17 protein-coding genes are annotated in these 23,317 nt (G+C 65.2%); 6 read left to right on the top strand and 11 right to left on the bottom strand.

Annotated features, from left to right (window positions below):
- Positions 1-33 precede the first annotated feature (33 nt).
- Complete coding sequence (locus tag GKO32_RS26195) at positions 34-459, bottom strand: nitroreductase family deazaflavin-dependent oxidoreductase (RefSeq protein ID WP_154759566.1); 426 nt, start codon at positions 457-459, stop codon at positions 34-36.
- A 299-nt stretch (positions 460-758) separates the two neighbouring features.
- Between GKO32_RS26195 and GKO32_RS26190 the strand changes: the two genes are divergently transcribed.
- Complete coding sequence (locus tag GKO32_RS26190; protein ID WP_154759565.1) at positions 759-1,955, top strand: IS110 family RNA-guided transposase; 1,197 nt, start codon at positions 759-761, stop codon at positions 1,953-1,955.
- A gap of 1,353 nt (positions 1,956-3,308) precedes the next feature.
- Positions 3,309-3,545: a hypothetical protein gene (locus GKO32_RS26185; RefSeq protein ID WP_154759564.1), complete on the top strand. Its 237-nt coding sequence runs from the start codon at positions 3,309-3,311 to the stop codon at positions 3,543-3,545.
- Positions 3,546-3,756: 211 nt separating this feature from the next.
- Here GKO32_RS26185 and GKO32_RS26180 read toward each other — a convergent pair whose 3' ends face one another.
- Positions 3,757-4,914, bottom strand: coding sequence for a PucR family transcriptional regulator (locus tag GKO32_RS26180; RefSeq protein ID WP_166459737.1), 1,158 nt, complete (start codon positions 4,912-4,914; stop codon positions 3,757-3,759).
- A gap of 194 nt (positions 4,915-5,108) precedes the next feature.
- Between GKO32_RS26180 and GKO32_RS26175 the strand changes: the two genes are divergently transcribed.
- Genes GKO32_RS26175 through GKO32_RS26165 form a run of 3 tightly spaced genes read left to right on the top strand, consistent with a single transcriptional unit; the run spans position 5,109 to position 10,317 of the window.
- The gene (locus GKO32_RS26175) at positions 5,109-6,794 is read left to right on the top strand and encodes a hydantoinase B/oxoprolinase family protein (protein WP_154759562.1); all 1,686 of its coding nucleotides are present in this window, start codon (positions 5,109-5,111) and stop codon (positions 6,792-6,794) included.
- Between the two features lie 29 nt (positions 6,795-6,823).
- On the top strand, positions 6,824-8,911 hold the full coding sequence (locus GKO32_RS26170) for a hydantoinase/oxoprolinase family protein (protein WP_154759561.1): 2,088 nt from the start codon (positions 6,824-6,826) through the stop codon (positions 8,909-8,911).
- 44 nt (positions 8,912-8,955) lie between these two features.
- The gene (locus tag GKO32_RS26165; protein ID WP_154759560.1) at positions 8,956-10,317 is read left to right on the top strand and encodes an MFS transporter; all 1,362 of its coding nucleotides are present in this window, start codon (positions 8,956-8,958) and stop codon (positions 10,315-10,317) included.
- Between the two features lie 37 nt (positions 10,318-10,354).
- Here GKO32_RS26165 and GKO32_RS26160 read toward each other — a convergent pair whose 3' ends face one another.
- Positions 10,355-10,516, bottom strand: coding sequence for a hypothetical protein (locus GKO32_RS26160; protein WP_154759559.1), 162 nt, complete (start codon positions 10,514-10,516; stop codon positions 10,355-10,357).
- A 90-nt stretch (positions 10,517-10,606) separates the two neighbouring features.
- Complete coding sequence (locus GKO32_RS26155; protein WP_312868556.1) at positions 10,607-12,025, bottom strand: aldehyde dehydrogenase family protein; 1,419 nt, start codon at positions 12,023-12,025, stop codon at positions 10,607-10,609.
- Positions 12,026-12,185: 160 nt separating this feature from the next.
- Here GKO32_RS26155 and GKO32_RS26150 point away from each other — a divergent pair, with 160 nt between their 5' ends.
- Positions 12,186-12,977: an enoyl-CoA hydratase/isomerase family protein gene (locus GKO32_RS26150; RefSeq protein WP_166459736.1), complete on the top strand. Its 792-nt coding sequence runs from the start codon at positions 12,186-12,188 to the stop codon at positions 12,975-12,977.
- A 168-nt stretch (positions 12,978-13,145) separates the two neighbouring features.
- Here GKO32_RS26150 and GKO32_RS26145 read toward each other — a convergent pair whose 3' ends face one another.
- Genes GKO32_RS26145 through GKO32_RS26115 form a run of 7 tightly spaced genes read right to left on the bottom strand, consistent with a single transcriptional unit; the run spans position 13,146 to position 23,296 of the window.
- Positions 13,146-14,099, bottom strand: coding sequence for a hydroxymethylglutaryl-CoA lyase (locus GKO32_RS26145; RefSeq protein WP_312868555.1), 954 nt, complete (start codon positions 14,097-14,099; stop codon positions 13,146-13,148).
- Positions 14,090-15,307, bottom strand: a complete 1,218-nt coding sequence (locus GKO32_RS26140; protein ID WP_154759555.1) for a CaiB/BaiF CoA transferase family protein — start codon at positions 15,305-15,307, stop codon at positions 14,090-14,092. Before GKO32_RS26140 ends, GKO32_RS26145 begins: the two co-directional genes overlap by 10 nt.
- Positions 15,308-15,338: 31 nt before the next feature.
- Positions 15,339-16,823, bottom strand: coding sequence for an aldehyde dehydrogenase (locus GKO32_RS26135; RefSeq protein ID WP_154759554.1), 1,485 nt, complete (start codon positions 16,821-16,823; stop codon positions 15,339-15,341).
- Positions 16,816-18,558: a phytoene desaturase family protein gene (locus GKO32_RS26130; protein ID WP_154759553.1), complete on the bottom strand. Its 1,743-nt coding sequence runs from the start codon at positions 18,556-18,558 to the stop codon at positions 16,816-16,818. Before GKO32_RS26130 ends, GKO32_RS26135 begins: the two co-directional genes overlap by 8 nt.
- 2 nt (positions 18,559-18,560) lie before the next feature.
- Entirely contained in the window at positions 18,561-18,911 is a 351-nt protein-coding gene (locus tag GKO32_RS26125; RefSeq protein WP_154759552.1) for a RedY/HapK family protein, read from the bottom strand.
- A 30-nt stretch (positions 18,912-18,941) separates the two neighbouring features.
- Positions 18,942-20,378 carry a gamma-aminobutyraldehyde dehydrogenase gene (locus tag GKO32_RS26120; protein WP_154759551.1) on the bottom strand — a complete coding sequence of 479 codons (1,437 nt, stop codon included), beginning with the start codon at positions 20,376-20,378 and terminating at the stop codon, positions 18,942-18,944.
- Positions 20,378-23,296, bottom strand: a complete 2,919-nt coding sequence (locus GKO32_RS26115; protein ID WP_154759550.1) for an aminotransferase class III-fold pyridoxal phosphate-dependent enzyme — start codon at positions 23,294-23,296, stop codon at positions 20,378-20,380. The genes GKO32_RS26120 and GKO32_RS26115 overlap by 1 nt, the downstream gene beginning before the upstream one ends.
- Positions 23,297-23,317: the final 21 nt, after the last annotated feature.

The raw sequence follows: 23,317 nt of genomic DNA, 5'->3' as shown, positions 1-23,317 counted from the left end.
GTTCTCGTTTTGTACCGGTTTCGGCGCCGGATCTTAGACGCGGCTGAGAGCCAGGACTGGAATCGTTCGGACGCCAGCCAATTTGTCGGCGTAGTCGGCGAAGAACGGGGCATGGTCGGTTTGCTTTTTCCAAACCTGGTCTCGCTCGGCACCGGTCAACTCCCGGACCGACACGGGATAGGTCTCCGTGGCTGTTTCGACGGTGCCTGTGCCGGCGGCGGTCAGGTTCCGGTACCACTGGGGGCTCGTCGGCTGGCCTCCGTTGGTGCCGAATACGTAGAGCGTATTCGCGTCGTCGGCGTCGGCCAGACACACTACCGGGTGCACGTACTCGCGACCGCTGGACCGGCCGCGATGATGCAGGATTACCACGGGCACACCTTCGAGGTGCCCGCCGATCCGGCCGCCGTTAGTGCGAAACTCGGCAATAATCTGCTGGTTCAAGTCGATGTCGCTCATCGTTGTTACCTCTCGACTTCGTCTGGGATTTGTTATGGCTGGATGCCTACGAACTGCACCCGAATTGGTCAGGCATCCCTACCTTCTTCCTTGGGTTGTCCCGGGCCAGTCGTAGGGTTCGGGGACCCGGGGGTGCCGGGTGTGGCTTTCAGGCATCTGCTGTTGGTGTGGCTTCCTTCGATTGGCCGCCCGGCACCCCTCGACGACTCGGCCGCTGATTGAAAATTGCGACTCGATCGCTGCGTAGGGATAGGTCGGCGAGGTCGTCTGTGGGACAACATGCTGGTGCGAGTCGGGAGATGCAGGTGGAACGTGCGTGGGCCGGGGTGGATATCGGCAAGGGACACCATCACGTCGTGGTGATCGACGCCGAGGGCACCCGGATGCTGTCGCGCCGGGTGAACAACGATGAGACGGTGTTGCTGGAGCTGATCGGACAGGTCACGGCGCTGGCCGACGAGGTGCGCTGGGCTGTCGATGTCAGCACCGGTGGCGCCGCGTTGTTGCTGGCGCTGCTGGTCGCCCACGGCCAGCAGGTGTTCTACCTGTCCGGAAGCCAGGTCAATCGTGCTGCTGGCGGTTACCGGGGCGAGGGCAAGACCGACGCGAAAGACGCCGCGATCATCGCCGACCAAGTCCGCATGCGCCGGGACCTGACCCCGCTGCGCGTCGATAACGAGCTCATTGTGGAACTGCGGATGCTCATCGCCCGCCGCCGGGACCTCGCCGGTGACCGCGTCCGCCTGGTCAACCGGCTGCACGAGCAACTGTTGGGCATCAGCCCCGCCCTGGAACGCGTCCTGGACCTGACCAACCGCGGGCCGCTGGTCTTGCTCACCCACGTCCAGACCCCGGCTGCCGTCCGCCAACTCGGCGCGGCTGGACTCGAAGAATGGCTGCGCACGCAGAAGGTTCGCAACGCCACCACGCTGGCCGCCACTGTCGCGACAGCTGCGGGCTCCCAGCAGACCACCCTTCCCGGTGAGCGGTTGGCCGCGCAGCTCGTCGCGGACATGGCCAAGGGGGTGATCGCCCTCGATGAGCAACTCAAACACACCGACAAGCTCATCGAGGGCCGGTTTCGCCGCCACCGGCACGCCACCATCCTGCTGAGCATGCCCGGCATCGGGGCACTGCTCGGCGCGGAGTTCCTGGCCGCCACCGGCGGCGACTTGACCGCGTTCGCCTCCGCCGACCATCTGGCCGGCTACGCCGGCCTGGCCCCAGCACCCCGCGATTCCGGCCGGATCAGCGGCAACCTGCACCGTCCCCGCCGTTACCACCGCGGCCTGCAACGCGCCCTCTACACCTCGGCCCTGGTCAGCATCCGCTGCCACGACCCATCGCGAATCTTCTATGACCGCAAGAGATCCGAGGGTAAACGCCACACCCAAGCCGTCCTCGCCCTGGCACGCCGACGTGTCAACGTCGTGTGGGCACTGCTGCGCGACCAGCGGTGCTTCGAGCCAGCACCGCCACAAGCTACCGCTGCCTGACGTAATCACCTTGACAACCTCATTGAAAATCGACCGGGCTCAACTCGGCTCCCATGCGTCTCAACCAACCCGCTGGCGTCTCTATGCCGATCCGGTCCGAGAACCGCCGGCCCGGCGTGGAGACATGGCACCGTGACTCGCGGCGCGGCCCGGTCGCCTGTACCACGGCGGCGCACTGTTCGACGTACCACCCCATCGCACCCGATGTTCCGTTGGTGCGTTAAGGCTCGCGCATGGTCCTCCCCGGACAGAAGCGTGGTACGGGGGATCGACCTGACAGGGGCCGAGGATCACGTATCCGTTCACCTCGATTTCGGCGAGGCACGGTGGGCGCCCGGAGTTCGTAATGCGGCGAGCAATGATACGGCCACCTGCCAGTCGATCCATGTCAGGGGCCAACTCCACAGTAATGCGACCGGAGGACGCCGATGGAGTAGTACGCCTACACCTTGTTCGCCTCCGACTATTCGCGTGCGAAATCCGACAGGGTGAGCTGGACTGGGGCCGACATCGTTATGGGCTTCTCCTCGGATCGGGCGATTATTGTGGTCAAGCCTCTATCTGAGCTGCCTGCTTCGTCAAGCTCCTGGGGGATTGGGTGACTCATGGGCAAGAACCGCTTCCCCTCGTGCAGCTGGGTGGCTCGTCGATCTTGTGCTGACCGATGAAGTATTGACGCCTGGGGTGTTCTTACGCCACGCGCAAAGGCCGTACGCCAACCGACTGCGGTTGGCGAAGGCGGGCATCGGGAACCCGACCGGAGCCCGTTCCGTTCGGAGGTCCGTCGGAGGCGGTCGAGGAAGCGCAGCCCGCCGCGGAACGAGTGTCGCCGCTCGTCGAGCGGCCCCGGAAACCGCGGCTCGAACTCCGCTGTCTGGTACTCGGCGAGGTTCTGCGCGAACAGGACGAGCCGCGGTTCGTTCGCCGCGTCTGCTACCGCCAGCGGTCATGTGCTCTGGACATCCTTCCTGTGGTGCCGCTAAACTACATACAGTTTGGCGCCTTCGGCAAGGCGAACGCACAGACCGATTGGGACATGACGCGCGCGGCGTCATTCTGCTCGCTGGACTCGAATACGGATCCGCTGTGTGCTCTTCGCGACACGTCGGCCACTGGCCATGCGAGCACCGGAAAATTTGTCAGACAACGATAAGCAAGTTGTAAGCGTGAGGCACGTCAGCGTAGCGACGATGTGGGCCCTGACGGTCACCGCAGGCCCTTCGCCGAGCCGGCGGGCGTCGTCGGCGGCCGGATGGCGTTCGACTTCGACAACTGAGAGCGCGTTATCGAGCCGGCCGCCAGGTGCCGGCAGTGGCGCCGTCCGGGTGGCCGCAAGTGATCAGTGGAGGCGCGATGCCCACATTCGTCCTTGTACCCGATGCGTGGCTGGTCATGGCATCCGGTAGCACGGCGACTGCGGGAGCGCGGATTCGACGCGACACCGGTCACGCTGCCCCTTCTGTCCCACGGCAGCCGGCCGACGAGTTGCGCCTCGCCGGCGCAGTCGACGCCCTGGCCGGTGAACTGGTTGCCCGTGGCTCGTCGGAGGTGGTGCTGGGGTCGGGCAAGGCTGGGGCGGCTATCCCGTGACCGGCGCGGCGCACGCCCAGCGGGTCCGGTCCGCTCGGTCGTCCATTGCAACGCTCTCGTTGCCACGTCTGGCGCTCGACGTTATGCCGTCAACCGATAGCCGCGCCATTTCCTGAAAGCCGGGGGAGCGAAGGCGAACTGCCTGCCAGGGAACGTGGAGAATGCGCAGGTCGACAGCGGAGTTGGCCGAGAATTGCGCTCAAGGGCAGGTCTACGAAATCCGGGGATTCGTCGACGGAGTCTCAGGTGAGTGTGCCCAGTCGATGCTGGCCAGCGACGCCACGAGCGACCGAAAGGTCCGTACGTCCCAGCCCGTGAGGGTGCGCCAGCGCTCCAGTCGGTAGGCCAGCGTATTCGGGCTTATCTGAAGTCGGCGTCCGCTCTCCGCGAGTGAGAAGCCCGCGCGGGCAAACGCCCGGACTGCGTCGGCAAGGGCCGGGTTGTCCAAGGCGACATCTCTGCCATGCCGCATGATGGGCCGTAGCCGGTGGCGGAAGGTGTGGAGGAGGACCTGCAGCCAGTCCTCGGCAAAACGGACGTCACGCCTCAATCGGAGTGCGGCTTCGAGCGAGTCCCGGGCATCCACGACGGAGACGGCAGCGCCTTCGATCCCTGGGCGCGAAAGACCGATTCCCGCCGGCGCGTCTGGTGAAACGCTGCGAAGGGCTGTCAGAAGTGTCTCATCGGTCCCTTGCCCGATCATGACCGTCACTGCCCCGTCGTCAGTCACCAATGCCGGCAGTCCCGACTCGGCGAGCGCGGCGTCGAGGCGGTCGATATCGCCCAGGCCGGTCAGCGTGGTGCAGAGAGCAACGAAGCCGGTATTCGGATCGAAGTCCAGAGCCCGAGCGACCCGCCTCCCCTCGGCCACGTCAACGGGCGTACGAAGCGTGTCCAGAAACTGGCGACGGAGGGCAACGCGGGTGGTTGTCGCAGATCGCTGTTCGATTGCGTGCGCACTCGCAGCCGCATTTGTGACCCGGTGCGACGAGGACCACAACGGAGCCACTTCACCCAACAGTTGCGCGGAAAGATCGGGCTCGTGGTGCGTCGCTCGTACCAGAAGCTCGTTCCATATCTCCTGATACACAACCTGACACGCCTCGACCAGGTCAGGCAGGTTGATCCTCTGCGCGGCTCGCCTCCTGCCAAGCGCACGCACGCGATTGACCATCGCCGGCGACGGGGGGACGCGGTCTCTCAATCCTGCCAGGATCTCAAGGAGATGGGCATGAACCTGCTCGCGGTGTTCCTCTTCGGGGACCTGGGCGTAGCCGCGAATCTCGCGGCGGACCCGCTCGACGATCCTGCAGGCCAGCTCGTCGACGTCTTCGAGCATCTCGTTGAGCAGCGCGGCGACCGGCGACATGTCCGTGGAATCCTCAAGATCTTGGCGCAGACTTCGGGTTTTGCAGTATAGCCCCTTGTCGGACCGCCGATTTACGCTGCATTGGCGTGCTGGAGGCGGCGCGCCCTGGCCGTTCGAGGCATCACGGACGACGCATGCGTGCATCGCACGGACGTCGTTTCCTGTGGGCCCTGAAGAAATGATGAGGAGTGGAAGTGAGCCAACGACGGCCCACGCGAGCTCAAGACGTCCCGGACGGGGAGCTGGTGCCCGATGAACTGGACATCGAGCTGTTCAGACACGCGTGCAGCTCCATACTCGACGAGATCGAACTCAATCTGACCAGGACCGCATACAGTCCGCTGATCTACGACTACAAGGACTATGTCGTCGGGCTGTTGGACAACAGCTTCGCCTTGCTGAGTCAATCGGAGCTCAGCCTGCCCGCGTTCGTCGCCGACCTCGGACCGGTGGTTGCCGATGCCGTTGGCGTCGTTCGTGCGGAGAACCTCGCCCCAGGTGACGTCCTCGTCTCGAACTATGCGGCCGCCCAGGGCCATCACCTCAACAACGTGGTGATGATCGCGCCCATCTTCCAGGAAGACCGCGTTATCGCCTATGTCGCAATCCGGGGCCACTGGGCCGACGTGGGTGGGCTCGAGCCGGGGTCGATGAGCTGGAACGCGCGCGACATCCATCAGGAGGGGACCCAGTATCGCGGGCTCCGGATCATGCGGGCCGGCGAGATCGTCCACGAGAACGTGGCCACCTGTCTCGCCAACACCCGATTCGAGGAATACGTGCGTGGTGACCTGATGGCGCAACTGGGTGGCTGCCAGTTGGGCCTGAGCAGGTGGCAGGAGCGAATCACGTCCCGATGGACTTGTGAAGAAGTCGAAGCCTTCACGTCGGCTCAGATGGGGCAGAGTGCGACGCTGGCCCGGAGCAGGGTCGCTGCCCTGCCCGATGGCGCCTTCACCGCGACATGTCGTACCGACGATGCCGGCGTCCCCGGCACCGATCCGCTGCAGTTCACGGTCCGGGTCGAGATCGACGGGGACCGCATGATTATCGACTTGACTGCTGTCCCGGATCAGGTCGAGGCACCCATCAACAGTAATGCTGCTGTCGGGGACGCTCGGGTGGCCTACAAGTCGGTGATCGCACCTGATCATCCGACGGACGAGGGTCTCTTCGCCCCGTTGGAAGTGCGCACCCGGCCGGGAAGCATCCTGACCGCGAGCAAGGGTGCCGCCATGGGGCACTGGAACAGCACGATGCCGACGGTCGTCGATCTCGTGTTGCAAGCCTTCGGCACCTGCAGTTCGGACCTTGCCCCCGCCGGCCACCACGCGTCCATCGGCGGCTTCATCTTTTCCGGCAGGCGCCCCGACGGGTCGTGGTGGCAGAGCGTCGACACCGCCGGCGGTGGCTGGGGAGCCAGCTCTCGAGCCGACGGTTTCAGCCCATTGAGGACGCTGAGCCATGGCGACAACCGGTCCATTTCAGTCGAAGTGCTCGAAGGCTCCTTCCCACTCACCGTGGAACACGTCCGTTACCGGCCCGACACCGGGGGGCGGGGGCGGTATCGCGGCGGCTGTGGTGTCGAACGATTGATCACCACGAACGAGGATGCCTATCTGACCACGTCCGTGGAGCGGACCCTCGACCCACCCTGGGGAGTCGCCGGTGGCGAACCAGGCGTGCCCGGTGGTGTGGATGTCTGCGTTCCCGGCGCTGATACGTGGGTCGCATACAACAAGGCCTCATCGGTCGCGCTTCCCGCCGGAAGTCGAGTCCGCATTCGAAGCGCCGGTGGCGGAGGCTGGGGCCCGCCCGCCGACCGGGACCCGGCCGCACATGCTGCTGACTTGCGCGACGGCTTCGTCACGAAGCTCTGACCGACCCCAGCGTGAAAGGAAGAAACCGAATGACGACGGAGCCTCTGCGGGATGAAACCCAGAGCGCCGCGCGGATGGGAGTCGACATCGGAGGGACGTTCACAGACGTCGCCGTGGTTGACGTCAACGGACGACTGCGAATCGGTAAGACTCTGACGACGCCTCACCGCGAGGAGGAAGGCGTCGTCGCCGCGATATCGCAGTCCGGCACGGCCCTCGACGAAATCGATGTCCTTGTTCACGGAACCACCCTGGTCATCAATGCGCTGGTCGAGCGCCGGGGGGCGAAGCTGGCGCTCGTCACGACACTGGGGTTTCGTGACGTCTACCTGATGGGGCTCGGCAATCGGGCCGAAAACTTCAACATCTTCTACCGTCGCGACGAACCACTTGTCCCGCGACATCTGGTCTACGAGGTGGACGAGCGAGTCGATGCCTCCGGTAACGTGGTGCGCGCCTTACCCACCGGCTCCATCAGCGAACTCGCCGAGCGACTGCGGAACGACGAGGTCGAAGCTGTCGCCATTGCCTTCCTGAATTCCTATGCCTTTCCTCATCACGAGGAAGAGATGGCCGCCGCGCTCGCCGCCGAACTACCCGGTATCTACATCACGACCTCTTCGAGGGTGAGCAGGGTCTGGCGCGAGTACGAGCGTTTCAGCACAAGTGTGGCTAATGCCTACGTCGGGCCGGTCATCGACCGATACTTCACGGCAATCGAACAAGCGCTCGGCGACATGGACTTTCGTGCGGCATTCGTGGTCCTGGATTCCAACGGGGGAGCTCTCTCAATACCCGCGGTCAAACAATTCCCTGTCAGGCTCCTTGAGTCCGGGCCGGTCGGGGGTGTCCTCGGAACTCGTGACGTGGCCCAAGCGCTGGCGCTCGATCATGTGATCTCCTTTGACATGGGCGGCACGACCGCGAAATCTGCGTTGGTCGAAAACGGAAACTTCGGTTCGATCGATGTCTCGTGGCCGGTAGGTTATGCGACTGGATACCCGGTTCAGGCACCCTGCGTGGACATTGTCGAGGTAGGGGCGGGCGGAGGATCCATCGCTTGGGTGGACGAGAGCGGTCGCCTGCGCGTCGGGCCGCGCTCGGCGGGTGCGGATCCCGGACCTGCTTGCTACGGGAACGGAGGAATTGACCTCACCGTCACCGACGCGAACGTATATTGTGGACGCCTGCAGCGCGACTTCTTTCTGGGCAGCATCGAGATCCACCCCGAACTCGCAGCCGCAGCCGTGGAGCGCGTCGCCGACAAGGTGAATATGGATCCTCTGCGGCTTGCGCTCGGGGTGCTGCGGCTCGCGAATCTCTCCATGGCCGAGGTCGTACGCAGGCAGTCGGTTGTCAGGGGCCGCGACCCGCAACTGCTGACGATGGTCGGGTTCGGGGGTGCGGGGCCACTTCACGCCTGTGACGTCGCGATGGAGGTCGGTGTGCCGCGGGTGATCATTCCCGTGTGTCCTGGCCACTTCTCGGCGCTGGGAATGCTGAACGCCGATATCCGCTTCGACCGCGCTGACATAGTCCACGAATCTTTGGACGATTTCGACTGTGCCACGGTCAATGCGCGTCTTCGTGAAATCGGTGCGAACTTGACGAGCGTAGTAGATGACCATGTCGGCGCCGCAGGTGATCCGGTATTCGACTACGCGCTGGCCCTGCGGTATCAGGGGCAAGAGCACACATTGCACATTCCGGCCCCTCGGTTCGGACTGCGTATCGACCCCGACGACATGAAGTATTTCCGCCAGTCTTTCGAGGCCGAGCATCGCATACGTTATCGGCACGATCATTCCGACTCTGTGGTGGAGGCCGTTGGTGTCTCCGTCGGTGTACGACGCGCGCTACCCCAGGTGCGTCTGGCCTCGGTTCCGTCTTATGGCGGAGCGGGGCAAAGTGAGGAGCGGCTTGTTCACTTCACCTCCGATGGCGGCCACTTGACCGCGTTCGTGGAGCGAGGCTCTCTTCGCGAGGGCGACAAAGTGCAAGGGCCCGCAGTCGTCTACGAAGAGGGAGCGAACATCGTCATCCCACCCGGCGCTGTGGCGGTGGTTCTGGCGGGTGGCCACCTGGATATCGATCTGGTCGGCGGCGACAAACAATAGCAGCGTTTTCTCGGATCCATCCGACCCACACAGAGAGGTGTGGCATGAGCGGAATGACACAACTATCGGAAATGCATGCTGTCGATCCGGTGGCCAGACGGCGAGCGGTCATGGCGAGCACTGTCGGGTCGGTTCTGGAGTTCTACGAGTTCGTCATCTACGGGACCGCCGCGGCCCTCGTGTTCCCCAAGCTCTTCTTCACCGGACTCGATCCGCTGGCAGCGACGTACCTGTCGTTCGGCTCACTCGCGGTCGGGTTCGCCGCTCGACCGCTGGGAGGTCTGATCTTCGGTCACTTCGGTGATCGCTACGGCCGAAAGCGCATGCTGGTGATCACGATGGCACTGATCGGGTCCAGCACCGTTCTGATGGGCTTGCTTCCCACATCTGCACAGGTGGGTTCCTGGGCTGCGGTCATACTCGTCACGCTCCGCCTCGTTCAGGGCATCGCGCTCGGTGGCGAGTGGAGCGGGGCTGTATTGACCTCGATGGAGCATGCGCGACCCGACCGGCGCGGCTTCGTGACTAGCCTGGTCTCGGCGGGTGGACCGGCAGGGATCGTGCTCGCCAGTCTGGTGACCGCCTTGGTCGCAGCCTTGACGGGGAAGGAATTCCTGACGTGGGGATGGCGGGTGCCCTTTCTCCTGGGCATCGTTCTCTTCGTCGTGGCACTTTATTTGCGACGCCGGGTCACCGAATCTCCCCAGTTCGCGGCGGTCGTCGCGGATTCCGCGGTGCGCAGTGAGCGGGCACCGGTCATCGCGGTACTGGGGCGCTATCCGTTCCAGGTCGTCATGGGGATGCTCGGATCGATCGCGCCGCTGTTCCTGCAATCCATGGTCTCCACGTTCGTGGTGACCTACTCGGTCTCGGCCGGGCTCGACCGCTCCCTGGTACTGACGACGGTCTCGGCGGGGAATGCGGCGCTGATCGTCATCCTGACCGCCACCGCGATATTGTCTGACAAGGTGGGTCGCAAGCCGGTGTTGCTTCTCGGTGCGGCGCTGGGGGTTGTCCTCGCCTGGCCGTTCTTCTGGCTTCTTCAAGGGGCCACGGTAGGCGGGCTGATCGTTGCGGTGGCAATCATCAACCCGGTCGTCGTGGGGGCGATGAGCGGACCGCTGGCCGCCTGGCTGGGCGAGCAGTTCCCGACTCGAGTCCGCTACACTGGAACCTCGTTGAGCTACCAGGCAGCGGCTACTCTGGGCGCGGGGCTGGCGCCGGTTGTCGCCACCGCATTGCTCACAGCAGGCGGAGGCAGCCCGTTCTACATCGCCGGGCTCGTTGCTGTGTTGTCGGCACTCGGTGGGGTGGCGATTGTGCTGACGCGGTCACGTCAGACCGCGCCGAGCCCTGTCCCCAACGTCGACAGGCCCGATCCGAAGCCGGTGTCCGATCCCGGCTGAACAATTGCGGCTGCGGTTCTTGTGCCGGTTCGGCGGATCAGGTCGAGGGGTCTTGGAGGATTTCGCGGTTGAGGGTGACGTTGAACGACTCGAAGAGGGCGTTGTCGGCACTGGAGCCGTCCGTGCCACCACAGCGAGGCTCAATGCCCTGGTCACCGGCGACCTCATCCAGGTGCGCATCCCTACCACCGTCGGGCACGGCGAATTGATACGAAAGGCCGGCGTGACGGCGCTGTGCCCGCTGACCGGCTCGGTCTCCGCGGGCACAGCGCCGTCACGGGCGTCGGGCCTACTGCTGGATCGCCTTGGCCTGCAGGAACTCTTCCAGGCCTGCGACGCCCAGCTCGCGCCCGAGGCCGGACTGCTTGTATCCGCCGAACGGTGCCCTCGAGTTGTATGCTGCGCCGTTGATGTCGATCGACCCGGCTTGGAGTCGCCCGGCGACGGCGAGGGCCCGGTCCCGGTCGGCCGACCACACACCGCCGGCGAGGCCGTACCGCGAGTTGTTGGCGATCGCGACAGCGTGGTGGTCGTCGTCGAAGGGGATGACCGCGAGCACGGGCCCGAACACCTCTTCCTGAGCCAGTGTGCTCTCCGGATCCACATCGGCGAGCACCGTGGGCGCGACGTAGTGCCCGGTCGGCAGGTCAGCCGGTCGAGCCGTTCCGCCAGTGATCAGCCGGGCTCCTTCGGCAACAGCGGTTTCGATGAAATCCACCACGCGTTTCCGCTGCGGCCCGGACGCAACCGGTCCCATCCGGGTCGTCTCCTCGGTGGGGTCGCCGACCGTCGTTCGCGACGCGGCGGCCTCGGCCATGTCAACGGCCTCGGCGTAGCGGCTTGCCGGCACCAACATGCGGCTCCAGGCGCTGCACGTCTGACCGCTGTTGAGGAATGCATTCGCCACCCCGACCTTTACCGCGGTGGCGAGATCGGCGTCTTCGAGAATGATGTTGGCCGACTTGCCGCCCAGTTCCAGCGCCACCGGCCGTACGCGCGCTCCGCACAGGCCACCGATGTGCCGGCCCACCGCCGTCGATCCGGTGAACGAGACCATGTCGACGTCCGGATGGTCGACCAGCGCCTCACCGACCTCAGGGCCGCGGCCGAGCACGAAGTTGAGCACGCCGGGGGGCAGGCCCGCCTCCGCGACGGCCTCGAACAGCTGCCACACCACGAGCGGGGTCACCTCGCTCGGCTTCAACACGACCGTGCAGCCCGCGGCGAGAGCAGGAGCGATCTTGCAGAGGATCTGGTAGAGGGGATAGTTCCACGGCGTGATCGCGGCGACGACTCCGACCGGTTCGTGGACGATGGTGGAGTTGCGGACGGTTTCGGTGAACCGATGGCTGTCGAGCAGATCGCAGTAGTCGGACAGGACCTGGACCGGCAGGGCGGCCTGAATCCGCGTCGTCAGGCGGATCGGGCAACCAAGGTCGGCGGTGATCGTTTCGGCGAGGGACTGCTGTCGCGCGCCCAGTGCGTCCCGCAACGCGACGAGATGGGCCTTCCGTTGCTCCGGTGTGGTCGTGGCCCAGCCCGGAAGGGCACGGCGCGCCGCGGACACAGCTGCACCGACATCCCCGGCACTGCCCATCCGCACCGTGGTGATGGTTTCTTCCGTGGCCGGGTTTTCCACCTCCAGACGCTCCGAGCCGATCGCGGGCACCCAGGAGCCCTCGATGAAGAACTGGTCGTACGGCGGCACAGGCCCTCCCGGTTCGAGCTGGTGAAATCGTGTGAGAGATATTGCCGATATCGGCATGATCTTCGATCGATCGATCGATCGAAAGCCAAACATGTTCCGCGACCGATGTCAATGCGATATACGACAGGCCTGCAATAGGCAGAATGAGAAAGGGGTCCCGGTGTCCGAGGAGAATTCGTCGTCAGTCCGGTGGTCGGTGGAAGGCCGGCTCGGACGGATCACGATCGGAGCCCAGGGTGGTCTGTCCACTGAGGACACGGAGTTCGGGCGCTGCATGTCGGCCGCTGTCCGGGCACTGTCCGATGACCGGGCGGTCCGTGCCGTGGTGCTCAGGAGTGCCGGCCGGGTCTTCTGCGCCGGCCTCGATCTCGAACAGGTACCGGGTCTGGCCGACGCGCGGACCGCGCAGCGGCTGCTTCGGGAGCTGAACGCCGGGTTCGCCGATCTCGCCGAGCTGCCCAAGCCGGTGGTGGCGGCCGTCGATGGTGCCGCGTTCGGCGGTGGCGCGAATCTCGCGCGGGCCTGTGACTTCATCGTGGCGTCCGAGAAGGCGACGTTCTGCGAGGCGTTCGTTCGCATCGGCCTGGCCAGTGATGTGGGCAGCCTGTACACCCTGGTGCGGCGCGTCGGCCACCAACGGGCCCGTGAGCTGTTGATGACGGGCCGGGTCGTCGGAGCCGAGGAGGCGCTGCGGATTGGCGCCGTGGACGAGGTGGTTGCGTCCGATCGGCTTGAGCAACGGGCGGACGAGTTGGCCGGAAGTCTCGCCGACGGGCCACCGCTGGCGATGGCTGCGATCAAGGCGGGACTCGCCCGGAGCGGTGGAATGGGGCTGCGCGAGTCGCTCGCGCTCGAGATGGATCTGCAGGCGACCCAGTTCGCCTCGCAGGACTTCCACGGCGCGGTCGCCGCCTTCCGCGAGAAGCGGCCGTTCGAGTTCGACGGCCGCTAGCAGGCATCACACAGGGAGCGACGCGGCGGCGTCCCGAACACCGGGGCGACGCCGCGCCCCCTCATCAACCAAGGGGAGTGCGCATTCGTATCGGTCCGGCTTGTTCGAGCACATCAGCACCTACGCCGATCGAGGAAACCGTCCGCCGGGGCGGCGCACCTTGGCCTGTCACACAAGCCTGCCGGCTGGGCGAGGAGGTGGCACACGCGCGCGGTCGCCTGCTTTCAACAGATTACTGGGCAGCGTGCGGCCGACCGCGTTTTCGGCGGCTGTGGCGGCCCGCAGCAGGAGTTCGAGGTTTACGCCCGTTTCGACGGCCATGTCCTGGCAGAGGTACACAAGCTCTTCAGTGGCAACGTTTCCACTCGCACCCGGTGCGAACGGGCATCCGCCGAGACCGCCGATCGAGGCGTCGATGTCCACGATTCCCACCTGCATCGCGGCAAGGATGCCGGCGAGCCCGGCGCCGCGGGTGTTGTGCATGTGCAGACCGATCGGAGTCGATGCCACCCGCTCGCGCACCGATTCCACGAGCTCCACAATTCGCGTGGGAGTCGCCGTCCCGATCGTGTCGGCCAAGCAGACTCGATCGACACCCGATTCGTGTGCGTGCCCGACGACCTCGTGCACTCTCGCCGGGCTGGTTGGCCCGTCGAAGGGACAGTCCCACGCGGTGGCAACGATCACCTCACACTGGCCCCCGACCTTCTGCACCGCTGCCACGATCTCGGGTATCGCGTCGGTGGCCTCCCGCGTCGAACGGCCGGCATTCGCCTGACTGTGGCCGTCGGCGGCCGAGACGACGTATTCCAGATTCGTGATGCCGGCGTCGATCGCGCGGTCGGCTCCCCGTGAGTTCGCGACGAGCGCCGACCATTCGATCTCGGGCCATCGATGAAGCTCGGCGGCGACCTGGTCGGCGTCGGCCATGGCTGGGACGGCACGGGGCGACACGAACGCGGTCGCTTCGATTCTCCGCAGACCGGCAGCGACAAGGCTTTCGAGGAGGCGCAGTTTGTCAGCGGTCGGAATGGGTTTTTCGATCTGCAGGCCATCCCTGGGCCCCACCTCTCTGAGATTGATGGCAGCGGGAAGGGACAAGGGAAAGCCGCTCAATGGCACTCCTTCTGGTCCACGCCTTCCGGCGTCGAAGCGAGAATCTCGCTGAATACCTCGGCGTTGTGGTAACCGGGTTCGGCGGGGCCGGCCCAGCGTACGGACCCCGGAGACGCCGAGAACTTCGGGACGACACCGGGCCCGAGCACGTTCTCGCCGACTCTCTCGTCGTAATGGGGGACCAGCATCTCCCTGGCACGGAAGTGCGGGTCGGAAACGATTTCCTCCGCCGTCCACAACGGACCGGCGACGACGTCGGCATCATCGAGCAGCCGTTGCACGGTGGCCGCGTCGTGCCCGGCCACCCACTCCGCGACGATTCCCTCGACAAGGTCCTGGTTCCGCCCGCGGTCCACATGCGTCGCGAACCGGGGATCGTCCGCCAGTTCCGGGCGGGCCATGGCCCGGCACAGCCGCCGGAAAACCGTGTCCTGATTGGCCGCGACGATGATCCAGACTCCGTCCGCCGTTTTGAACAGATTCGACGGCGCGATGCCGTCCAGTCGCGTACCCGAAGGCCGGCGGATACGGCCGAGACGATCGAATTCCGGGATCATGGATTCGGTCAGCGCGAGGCAGGATTCAGCCAGCGAGACATCGACGACCTGCCCCAGGCCTGTCCTCGACCGGTGCTGCAGCGCTGTCACGGCACCGAGCGCGGCGAACAGGCCCCCGAGTGAGTCGCCCAGGGAGATGGCCATTCGTGGTGGCGCCTGTCCCGGATATCCGTTGATCGCCCGCAAGCCCCCCATCGCCTCGGCCACGGATGCGTATCCAGGTCGCTCGCTGTACGGGCCCGTCTGCCCGAACCCCGAGACCCGGACCAGGACGAGCCCCTTGTTCACCCCCGATAACGTGGGGTAACCCAGATTCCATTTCTCCATTGTTCCCGGCCGGAAATTCTCGACCACCACGTCGGCCATCCGTGCGAGTTCGAGGAACAGATTCTGGCCGTCCGGCGAACGAAGATCCAACGTGATACAGCGCTTGTTCCGTGCCTGCACGGTCCACCAAAGGTGGTGGTCGCGATAGGCTTCCTGGCCCCAGGTTCGTAACGGGTCGGGACGATCGGGCGCCTCCACCTTGATCACGTCGGCGCCGTAGTCGGCGAGCAGCCGGGTCGCAAACGGACCGGCCACCACGGAGCCGAGTTCGATGACACGAATTCCGGTCAGCGGGCCGTGTTCGGTCCGCACCGTGGGCTCTGGGGGCATGGGTGCCCGCACTCCTTTCTGTGCAAGAAACTCAGGTACGCAGTACGAACGGATCTTCCATCCGGCCCTGATCCAGGTTGACCCAGACACTCTTGGGGTGGCAGTACTCGTTCAGTACCGACGGGCCGTTCTCGACTCCCATGCCGCTCTGCTTGAAACCCGCACGCGGGGACAGCGGTGACATCGCCCGGTAAGTGTTGACCCATATCGTTCCGCACTCCAGTGATTCCGCCATCCGGTGGGCACGCCCGAGATCCGATGTCCATACTCCGGCGGCGAGACCGAATTCGGTGTCATTCGCCTGCCGGACGACCTCGTCTTCCGTGGTGAAACGCAGGGCCGCCATCACCGGACCGAAGATTTCCTCCTGGCAAATGGTGTGCGTATTCTCGACCCCGGTGAAAATCGTCGGCTGATAGAACCACCCGTCGCCCTGTCCGACGGGCCGGGCACCCCCCAGCAGGAGATCGCCACCCTCCCGCAGGCCCAGTTCGACGTAGCGTTCGACCTTCTCGACCTGTTCCCTGAGCGCAAGGGGCCCGAGTTCGGTGGTCGCCTCCAGCGGATCGCCGATGCGAATCGACTTCGCGCGATCGACCACCTTCGCCAATACCTCGTCGTAGATCGAATCCTGAAGGAAAACTCGTGAACCCGCGATACAGCTCTGCCCGCCGGCCGCGAAGATCCCCGCCACGATGCCGGTCGCCGCGTTGTCCAGGTCCGCATCCGCGAAGACGATATTGGGCGATTTTCCACCCAGCTCCAGCGCCACGCCCGCGAGCCGGCTGCCCGCTTCCCGGGCGATAGCACGGCCGGTCGCGGTACTGCCGGTAAAGGCGATCTTGGCGACTCCCGGATTCCGGACCAGTGGTGCGCCGGCCTCGGTTCCGTAACCGGTGACGATGTTGATGACACCGGGTGGAAATCCCGCCTGATCGAACAGTTGCGCCAGGGCGAGCACGGAGGCGGCGGTGTGTTCGGACGGTTTGACCACCACGGTGTTTCCTGCCGCGAGTGCGGGCGCGACCTTCGTGGTGGTCAGCAACAACGGCGAATTCCAGGGGGTGATCGCGCCGATCACCCCGAGCGGTTCCCTGCGTGTGTAGTTGAGGATCGCCGGATCCAGTGTGTTCAGCAGTTCACCGTTGACCTTGTCGGCCAGGCCGCCGAAGTAGTGATAGTACTCGGGCAGCGTTTTGACCTGGCCCAGCATTTCCCGCAGGAGCTTGCCGTTGTCGAGCGACTCCTTGCGGGCCAGTTCTTCGGCGTTCTCCTCGATCAGGTCGCCGAGGCGCCTGAGCAGCTTTCCGCGTTTGGTCGGGGTGAGCCGGGGCCAGATCCCGTCCGAAAAGGCGTTCCGCGCCGCGACGACGGCATCGGCGACGTCCACGTGGTTGCCCCGTGCGGCCCGGTACCACGGCCGGCCCGTTGCCGGGTTGAAGCTGTCGAAGTATTCACCTGTCGCCGGTGGACGCCAATCCCCGCCGATGAAATGGTCGTAGTATTGCTCAGTCATGCCGCTCGGCCTTCGAGCCAAGTTGCGAACTGCGGGTGAAGAATTTGACGACCTGGCGGAGCGCGGGCTGGCGTGCGACCCGATAGCCCAATTCGCGACCGTACTTGCTGCCCATGACACGATCGGGCAAGCCCCGGTGAAGCTTGGCCGTGACCGGCGCCGATGGGACGGTTCCGGAGCCGTCAAGGTCGTCCAGCACCGTTTTCGCCGCGTTGTGCCCGTTCGCGCCCATGACACCGCCGCCGGGGTGGGTACCCGAACCGCAGAGATAGTAACCGCCGACCGGAGTCCGGTAGTCGGCCAGCGCGGGAATCGGCCGGTTGCCGAAGAGCTGGTCGAAGTACATTGCTCCGTGGAAGATGTTGCCACCGGTCAGGTGATATTCGCGTTCCAGGTCCAGCGGGGTGAGCACGACCCGGTCCAGAATATGCTCGCGGAGATTCGGCGCGTAACGGAACACCGTCTCGAGAACCGCGTCGGCGAACTCGTCACGTTTTTCGTCCCAGGTGGTACCGGCGAGTTCGTAGGGAATCTGCAGTACGCCAAGGGTCATCGTGTGTTTGCCGGGGGGCGCGAGAGTCGGATCGGTCGTGGACTGGATCATCGCTTCGACCACGAATTCGTCCGGTAGTTCACCGCGCCGTTGAGCTTCCCACGCCAGCTCGAACGCTTCCACCGAGGCGTTCATGATCTGCTGGGCTTCGTGCTGGGGACCGCGGCCAGGGGGAAAGCCGATGTACTCGGGAAGTTCATCGATAAGCAGATGAATTCGCGCCATGGAACCGCGGTAGTCGAACTGGCCGATCGACTTCCTGACCGCGGGCTTCAGCGCTCCGCTGGGCAGCAGGTCGAGCGAGCGCAACGGATCGGCGTTCGATACGACTACGGGCGCATGGAAGATTTCGCCCGACTGCAGCCGTACCCCGGTGGTGCGACCGCGTGACACCAGCACCTCCGCCACGGGCGAACTGACCCGGATGACCGCGCCGTGGGCCTCGGCCGACTTCGCGATCGCTCCCGTGATGCCGCCCATCCCGCCCTTGACCAGGCCCCATTGGCCGAGGTGACCCTTGAATTCGCCGACCGAATGGTGTCCGTACACACCTGCCGTGCCCGGGGTCGACGGGCCACCCCAGATCGATACCATGCCGAAGAAGGTGAACAGTCCCTTGATGTTGCCGGACTCGAAGTAGCGATCAAGAAGGTCCTTGATCGAGGACAGCACGAACTCGTCGAAAAGTCCCTCTGCGCCTGCCTCTTCGAAAGCGCGCATGACCTCGGAGCGGCTGGTCGGAGGTCGCATGAGAAACGGCGTGATAATGGACGCGAACTGCTTGACGTGAAGGCCGAAATCCAGGAACGACTTGGCGTCGGCCTCGCTGAACTTGGCCAGCTCCTTGAGGGTGCGGTCCATGTCCTTCCAGAGGAACAGGTGACTGCCGTCCGGGAAGATACCGACCTCGAGTGCGTCGTTCTGGTACAACTCGAGCCCGTATCTCTCCAGCTCCAGGTCCCGCAGGAGCTCCGGCCGGAGCAGGCCCGCGATGAACGCGCAGGAAGACCACTGGGCGCCGGGGATGAGTTCTTCGGTGACACACGCACCACCGACCACATCGCGGGCCTCGAGCACGAGGACACGGCGGCCCGCCCGGGCAAGATAGTTCGCCGTGATCAGACCATTGTGACCGGCACCGACGACAATCGCGTCGTAGGCCCTGGTTCCGTTTTCAGACATGATCAGTGCACCTTCGGTATCGCAGTGACGAAAGACGAACGCACGGAGGCCGGATCGACCAGTTCGTCGAAGCCGGACATGACAGGACGCAGCGACGGGTCGTTGTCCCGGATCCGCACCCAGTCATCCCAGTCGCTGACCTCCAGGAACTCGACGACATCCGCGTCCAGCGCCTCGGCCGTCGCGCCGGTCACCACGTAGGCGTCGAATCGTTTGACCACACCGGTGTGCGCGAGGCAAAGCGGTTGGTCCACTTTGGCCGAGAACTCCGCGAACTGTGCCGCGGAGACACCGGAACGGGTCCGGAACATATTCACCACGAGCGTGCGACCGCCGGCGGAATGGTCCATCATCGTCATCCTTCACATTGGCGGAAAAAGGCCTCAGCCCTCGACAAGGTTGATCATCACGTGCTTGATCTCGGTGTAGCCCTCGAGCGAATACGCCGACATGTCGTTGCCGTAGCCGGACTGCTTGAAGCCGCCGTGGGGCATCTCCGGCACGATCGGGGCGTGCTCGTTGATCCACACGGTGCCGAACTGCAGGCGCCGGGCCGCTCGCATGGCACGGGACACGCTCGCCGTGAACACCGAGGAGGCGAGCCCGTATTCGATGTCGTTGGCCCACTCGAACGCTTGCGCTTCGTCGGCGAAAGGCGTGGTGGTGACAACCGGTCCGAACACCTCTCGTTGCACGATCTCGGAGTGCTGCGGAGCATCGACGATCAGCGACGGCTTGTACCAGAAGCCGGGACCCTCGGCGGGACCACCGACGGTGAGCTCACCGTCGCCCGCCGCCACGGCGCGTTCCACGAATCGCGCGACACGGTCGCGGTGCTGCTCCGATATGACGGGCCCCATCTCGGTCGTGGCCAGTTTCGGGTCGCCCATGGCCACGTTGCCGACGGCTTTGGCCAACTCGGCCGCGAAGTCATCGTGAATGGAGGCCGCCACGTAAACGCGGGACGCGGCCATGCAGTCCTGCCCGGAATTGCCGTATCCGCCTTCGACGATCTTGCGTATCGCGAGTTCGATGTCTGCGTCCTCGAAAACGAGAACCGGTGCTTTGCCACCCAGTTCGAGGGCGAGGCGTTTGAGGTTTGCGCCGGCGGCCACGGCGACGCGCTTGCCCGTGGCCGAGTCACCGGTGAGCGAGGTCATCCGGATCCGGGGATGAGTCGTGATCGCCTCCCCCACGGTGCCGCCGTGCCCGGTGACCACGTTGAACACGCCCGCGGGAAACAGGTCGGCGGCGAGTTCGGCCAGCTTGAGGGCGGTGAGCGGGGTTTGTTCACTCGGTTTGAGAACGAGTGTGTTGCCGGTCACCAGTGCGGGCCCGATCTTCCACGTCGCCAGTACCAACGGGAAATTCCATGCGGCGATACTGCCGACGACACCGAGCGGGTCACGCCGGAGAAAACTGGTGTGGGTCGGCGAGTACTCGCCGGCGGCCTTACCCTCGAGAACCCGGGCGGCGCCCGCGAAGAAACGGAAGTTGTCGACCGCGAAATCGACCTCCTCGCGAGCGATGTGCAAGGGCTTTCCGACATTGGTCGATTCCAGCGACGCGAATTCGTCGGCGTTGGCTTCGAGCCGGTCGGCGAGCGTCAGCAATGCCTTCGCCCGCTCGGCCGGCGACGTCTCGGCCCAGTCCCAGAAGGCATTTTCCGCGGCCGACACGGCCCGGTCGACGTCCTCCTTGCCGCCAAGCGGAACCGTGGCGACGACTTCACCGTCGGCCGGGTTCACGACAGATTCCGTTGCACCGGATGCCGATGGACAGGCTTCGCCGGCGATGAACATGTTCAGGTTGGTGGCCATCAAAACTCCTCACTCGGACGGGCGGAAAGCTCAGGCCGTGACAAGACCTGATCGAGAGTCTCCACGTAGATATCGACATGGTCCCGGCGGAAGGTCAGGGGTGGCTTGATGGTGAGCACGTTTTCCCGCACACCCGCCGGGAAAACCATCACTCCATGGTGGTTACGGGCCAGTTGGGCGGCGACTGACGCCTCGCGGCGCGCCGGCTTCTTGGTCTCGCGGTCGCGGACGAGTTCGACACCGAGATACAAGCCGCGCGCACGTACTTCCCCGATCAGCGGCTGCCGGTGCTGAAGCTCGCGCAGTGCGTACGCGAAATAGTCACCTACTTCCACCGCATTCTGCCGCAAACCGTCGCCGTCGACGATGTCGAGCACCGCCTCGCCGATGGCACACGAGACAGGATTCCCGCTGAAAGTGGAGAAGCAATCGATAGTGCGGCCGAATTCCTCGGCGATTTCCCGGGTGGTGACGACAGCGCCCAACGGATGGCCGTTTCCCAGGGATTCCCCCATCGTGACGATGTCGGGTACCACATTCTGGCTTTCGAATCCCCACCACGGTCCCAGCCGCCCGACGCCCGTCTGGACTTCGTCGGAGACACAGAGCGCGCCCGCCTTCCGGGCCGCGTCGTACACGTCGGCAAGATAGCCCTCCGGGAGAACGACGGTGCCCGCCTCGCCCATCAGCGGCTCACCGATGAAGGCCGCGGGCCGACGGCCGTCCGCGTCGATTCGTTCGATGACGGCAGCGGCTTCGCTTGCGTATTTCGAGCCCGCGCCCGGATCGCCATAGCCGTAGGGACCGCGATAGCGGTCAGGTATCCGAACCTCGTGTGTCGCGTACCGTGAGATACCCCCACGAGACGAGCCCTCGACGGCGACAACATTTTCGCGCCCGGTGACCTGCCGGGCCATCCGCACGGCGAGTTCGTTGGCCTCACTGCCGGAACGGACAAGAAAGACGACTTCGAGCGGTGCGGGCAAGGTCGCCACCAGTTTTTTGACATAACCGGAAACCTGCGGGGACACGAACCCGCTGCCGGTGGCGAGTTTGCGCATCTGGCGAGTTGCCGCGGCAGTGATCCGTGGTTCGGCATGCCCCACGGGCGCGACGTCGCTCAGCGCATCAAGGTACGCCAGCCCGTCTCCATCGAACAGCCAGACATCCCGGCCACGCACGAAATTCATGGGGCTGGCCCGAAGCCGCACGGTGCCGGATTCCGGTAAGGTCGCCGCGGCCGGCTTCCCGGGGATTTCGCCCGGCATTGGTACCGGGTCGGCCGAAAGTTGTTCCCACGCCGCTCGCTGAGACGGCCGGATCCGGCGCGGCGGTGGCCAGGTGGCGATCTGTGCCGAGGCCAGAAGTTGTATCTGGACGCCTGGCCCGAAACCTGGCTCGACCGGGTGCGGACCGACGACCCCGATCCGGGCACCCGTCGCCAGTTCGTCGCCGATCCGGTGCGCACACTCCAGATTCCACCAGCAGGTGTAAAGCTCGGCGCCGTCTATGTCATGACGCAACACCAGCGGACGGTCTTCGGCCGCGGTGTGTTCGACGACGCCGTGGATCGGGACGCGGACTTCCGTGCCTTCATCGAGGAGCACCGTCGTGCCCAGCCTGGCCGTGGCCGGCTCCTTCAATCCGCCGGCACCGGGACCGGACCATACGAGGGATGCGTCCAGATGCGCCAGTACGCCCGGGCTTCCGTCCAGCCGGCTCCGGACCGCCGCCCGTAGCCCGGCCTGATCGGTCCAGTCGAGATCATCATAGATATCGGCCGCCGGCGTCGCGTCGAGGTCGAGCGCGGGGCGGAGGGAGGACGCGATCGCCTGGCCCGCGGTTTTCACCCCTTCCACCATTTCCGGAGGCAATGCGCATGCGGCCCGGAAAATGGCTTCGGCGAGGTCGGGCGGAGTCCGGGTGAGTTTCCGGATGGCGGGCCAGACATGCCGCGAGCGGCTGCGCCCGTACTCCGATCCCGACTCCGCCACCCGGCGATACCAGGTCACGGCATTCATGCACAGTCGGGTGGCCGCCAACGGATAGACCGCGGCGAGTTCCTCCGCGGTGAGCGGCACGACAGCGTGGAAACCGGCCACCACCTCGGCGGCGGCGGCCAACGGGTCGTCTTTGCGAAGCATCGCATACCCGGCCGCGATGGCGACCTCGACGGCGCGGACGCTGTACATGGCGTCGCCGACGTCGACCATTCCACTGATCCGCAGGACGCCGTTTTCGTCCAGGTCCGCGAGTACGTTGGCATCGTTGAGGTCGTGGTGCACAACGCAATGAGGCAGGTTCGGCAGGCCCGCCCGGATATCATCGAACCACGTCATGATTTCGCCGACGTGTGCCGCGTCCGTCCGATCGTCGACGAACGAGATCGAGCTGTCGATGATCTCGCGGCCGCGTAACACGTCCCAGTCATGACCGGCCAGTCCGTCCGGCCGGGCCAGGCCCGACAGGCCCAGGTGCATGCGGCCCGCCATGGTGCCGAGATCGCGTAACAGGTTTGTCGGATGGTGCGGGATTTCGACCAGCGGGCGGCCACGCAACCAGCTCATCACGCGGACGACATAGGACTTTCCGGCGTAGGAAAGATCAACCTGGTCATCGCCCGACGCAGTCCTGACAAGGCGGGGAACCGGTAGTTCCGGCACGGTCCTGGCAAGATGCCGCAACAGGGTGTTTTGCCAGGCGAGATCGACCGACGAGGGCTCGGCCCGGGTCACACGGACGAAATAGCTCTGCCCATTCGGATCGATGACCTTGAAGTTCTGGTCGATTTCGCCGCCCAGCCGCTCGCTGGCGACACAGGTGATATCGAAGTAACGCAGCAGTGCCGCCGTCAGCATATGCTCGGGAAGCCGCATCAAGGTTGCTTTGCCGGCGTCGTCGGCGGTGACCGAAGTCATCTGCGGATACCTCTCACTGTG

The organism is Amycolatopsis pithecellobii (assembly GCF_009707865.1).
Lineage (GTDB): Bacteria > Actinomycetota > Actinomycetes > Mycobacteriales > Pseudonocardiaceae > Amycolatopsis_E > Amycolatopsis_E pithecellobii.
Note: the sequence above shows the minus strand (reverse complement) of the source record. Positions and strands in the feature narration are given on the sequence as shown.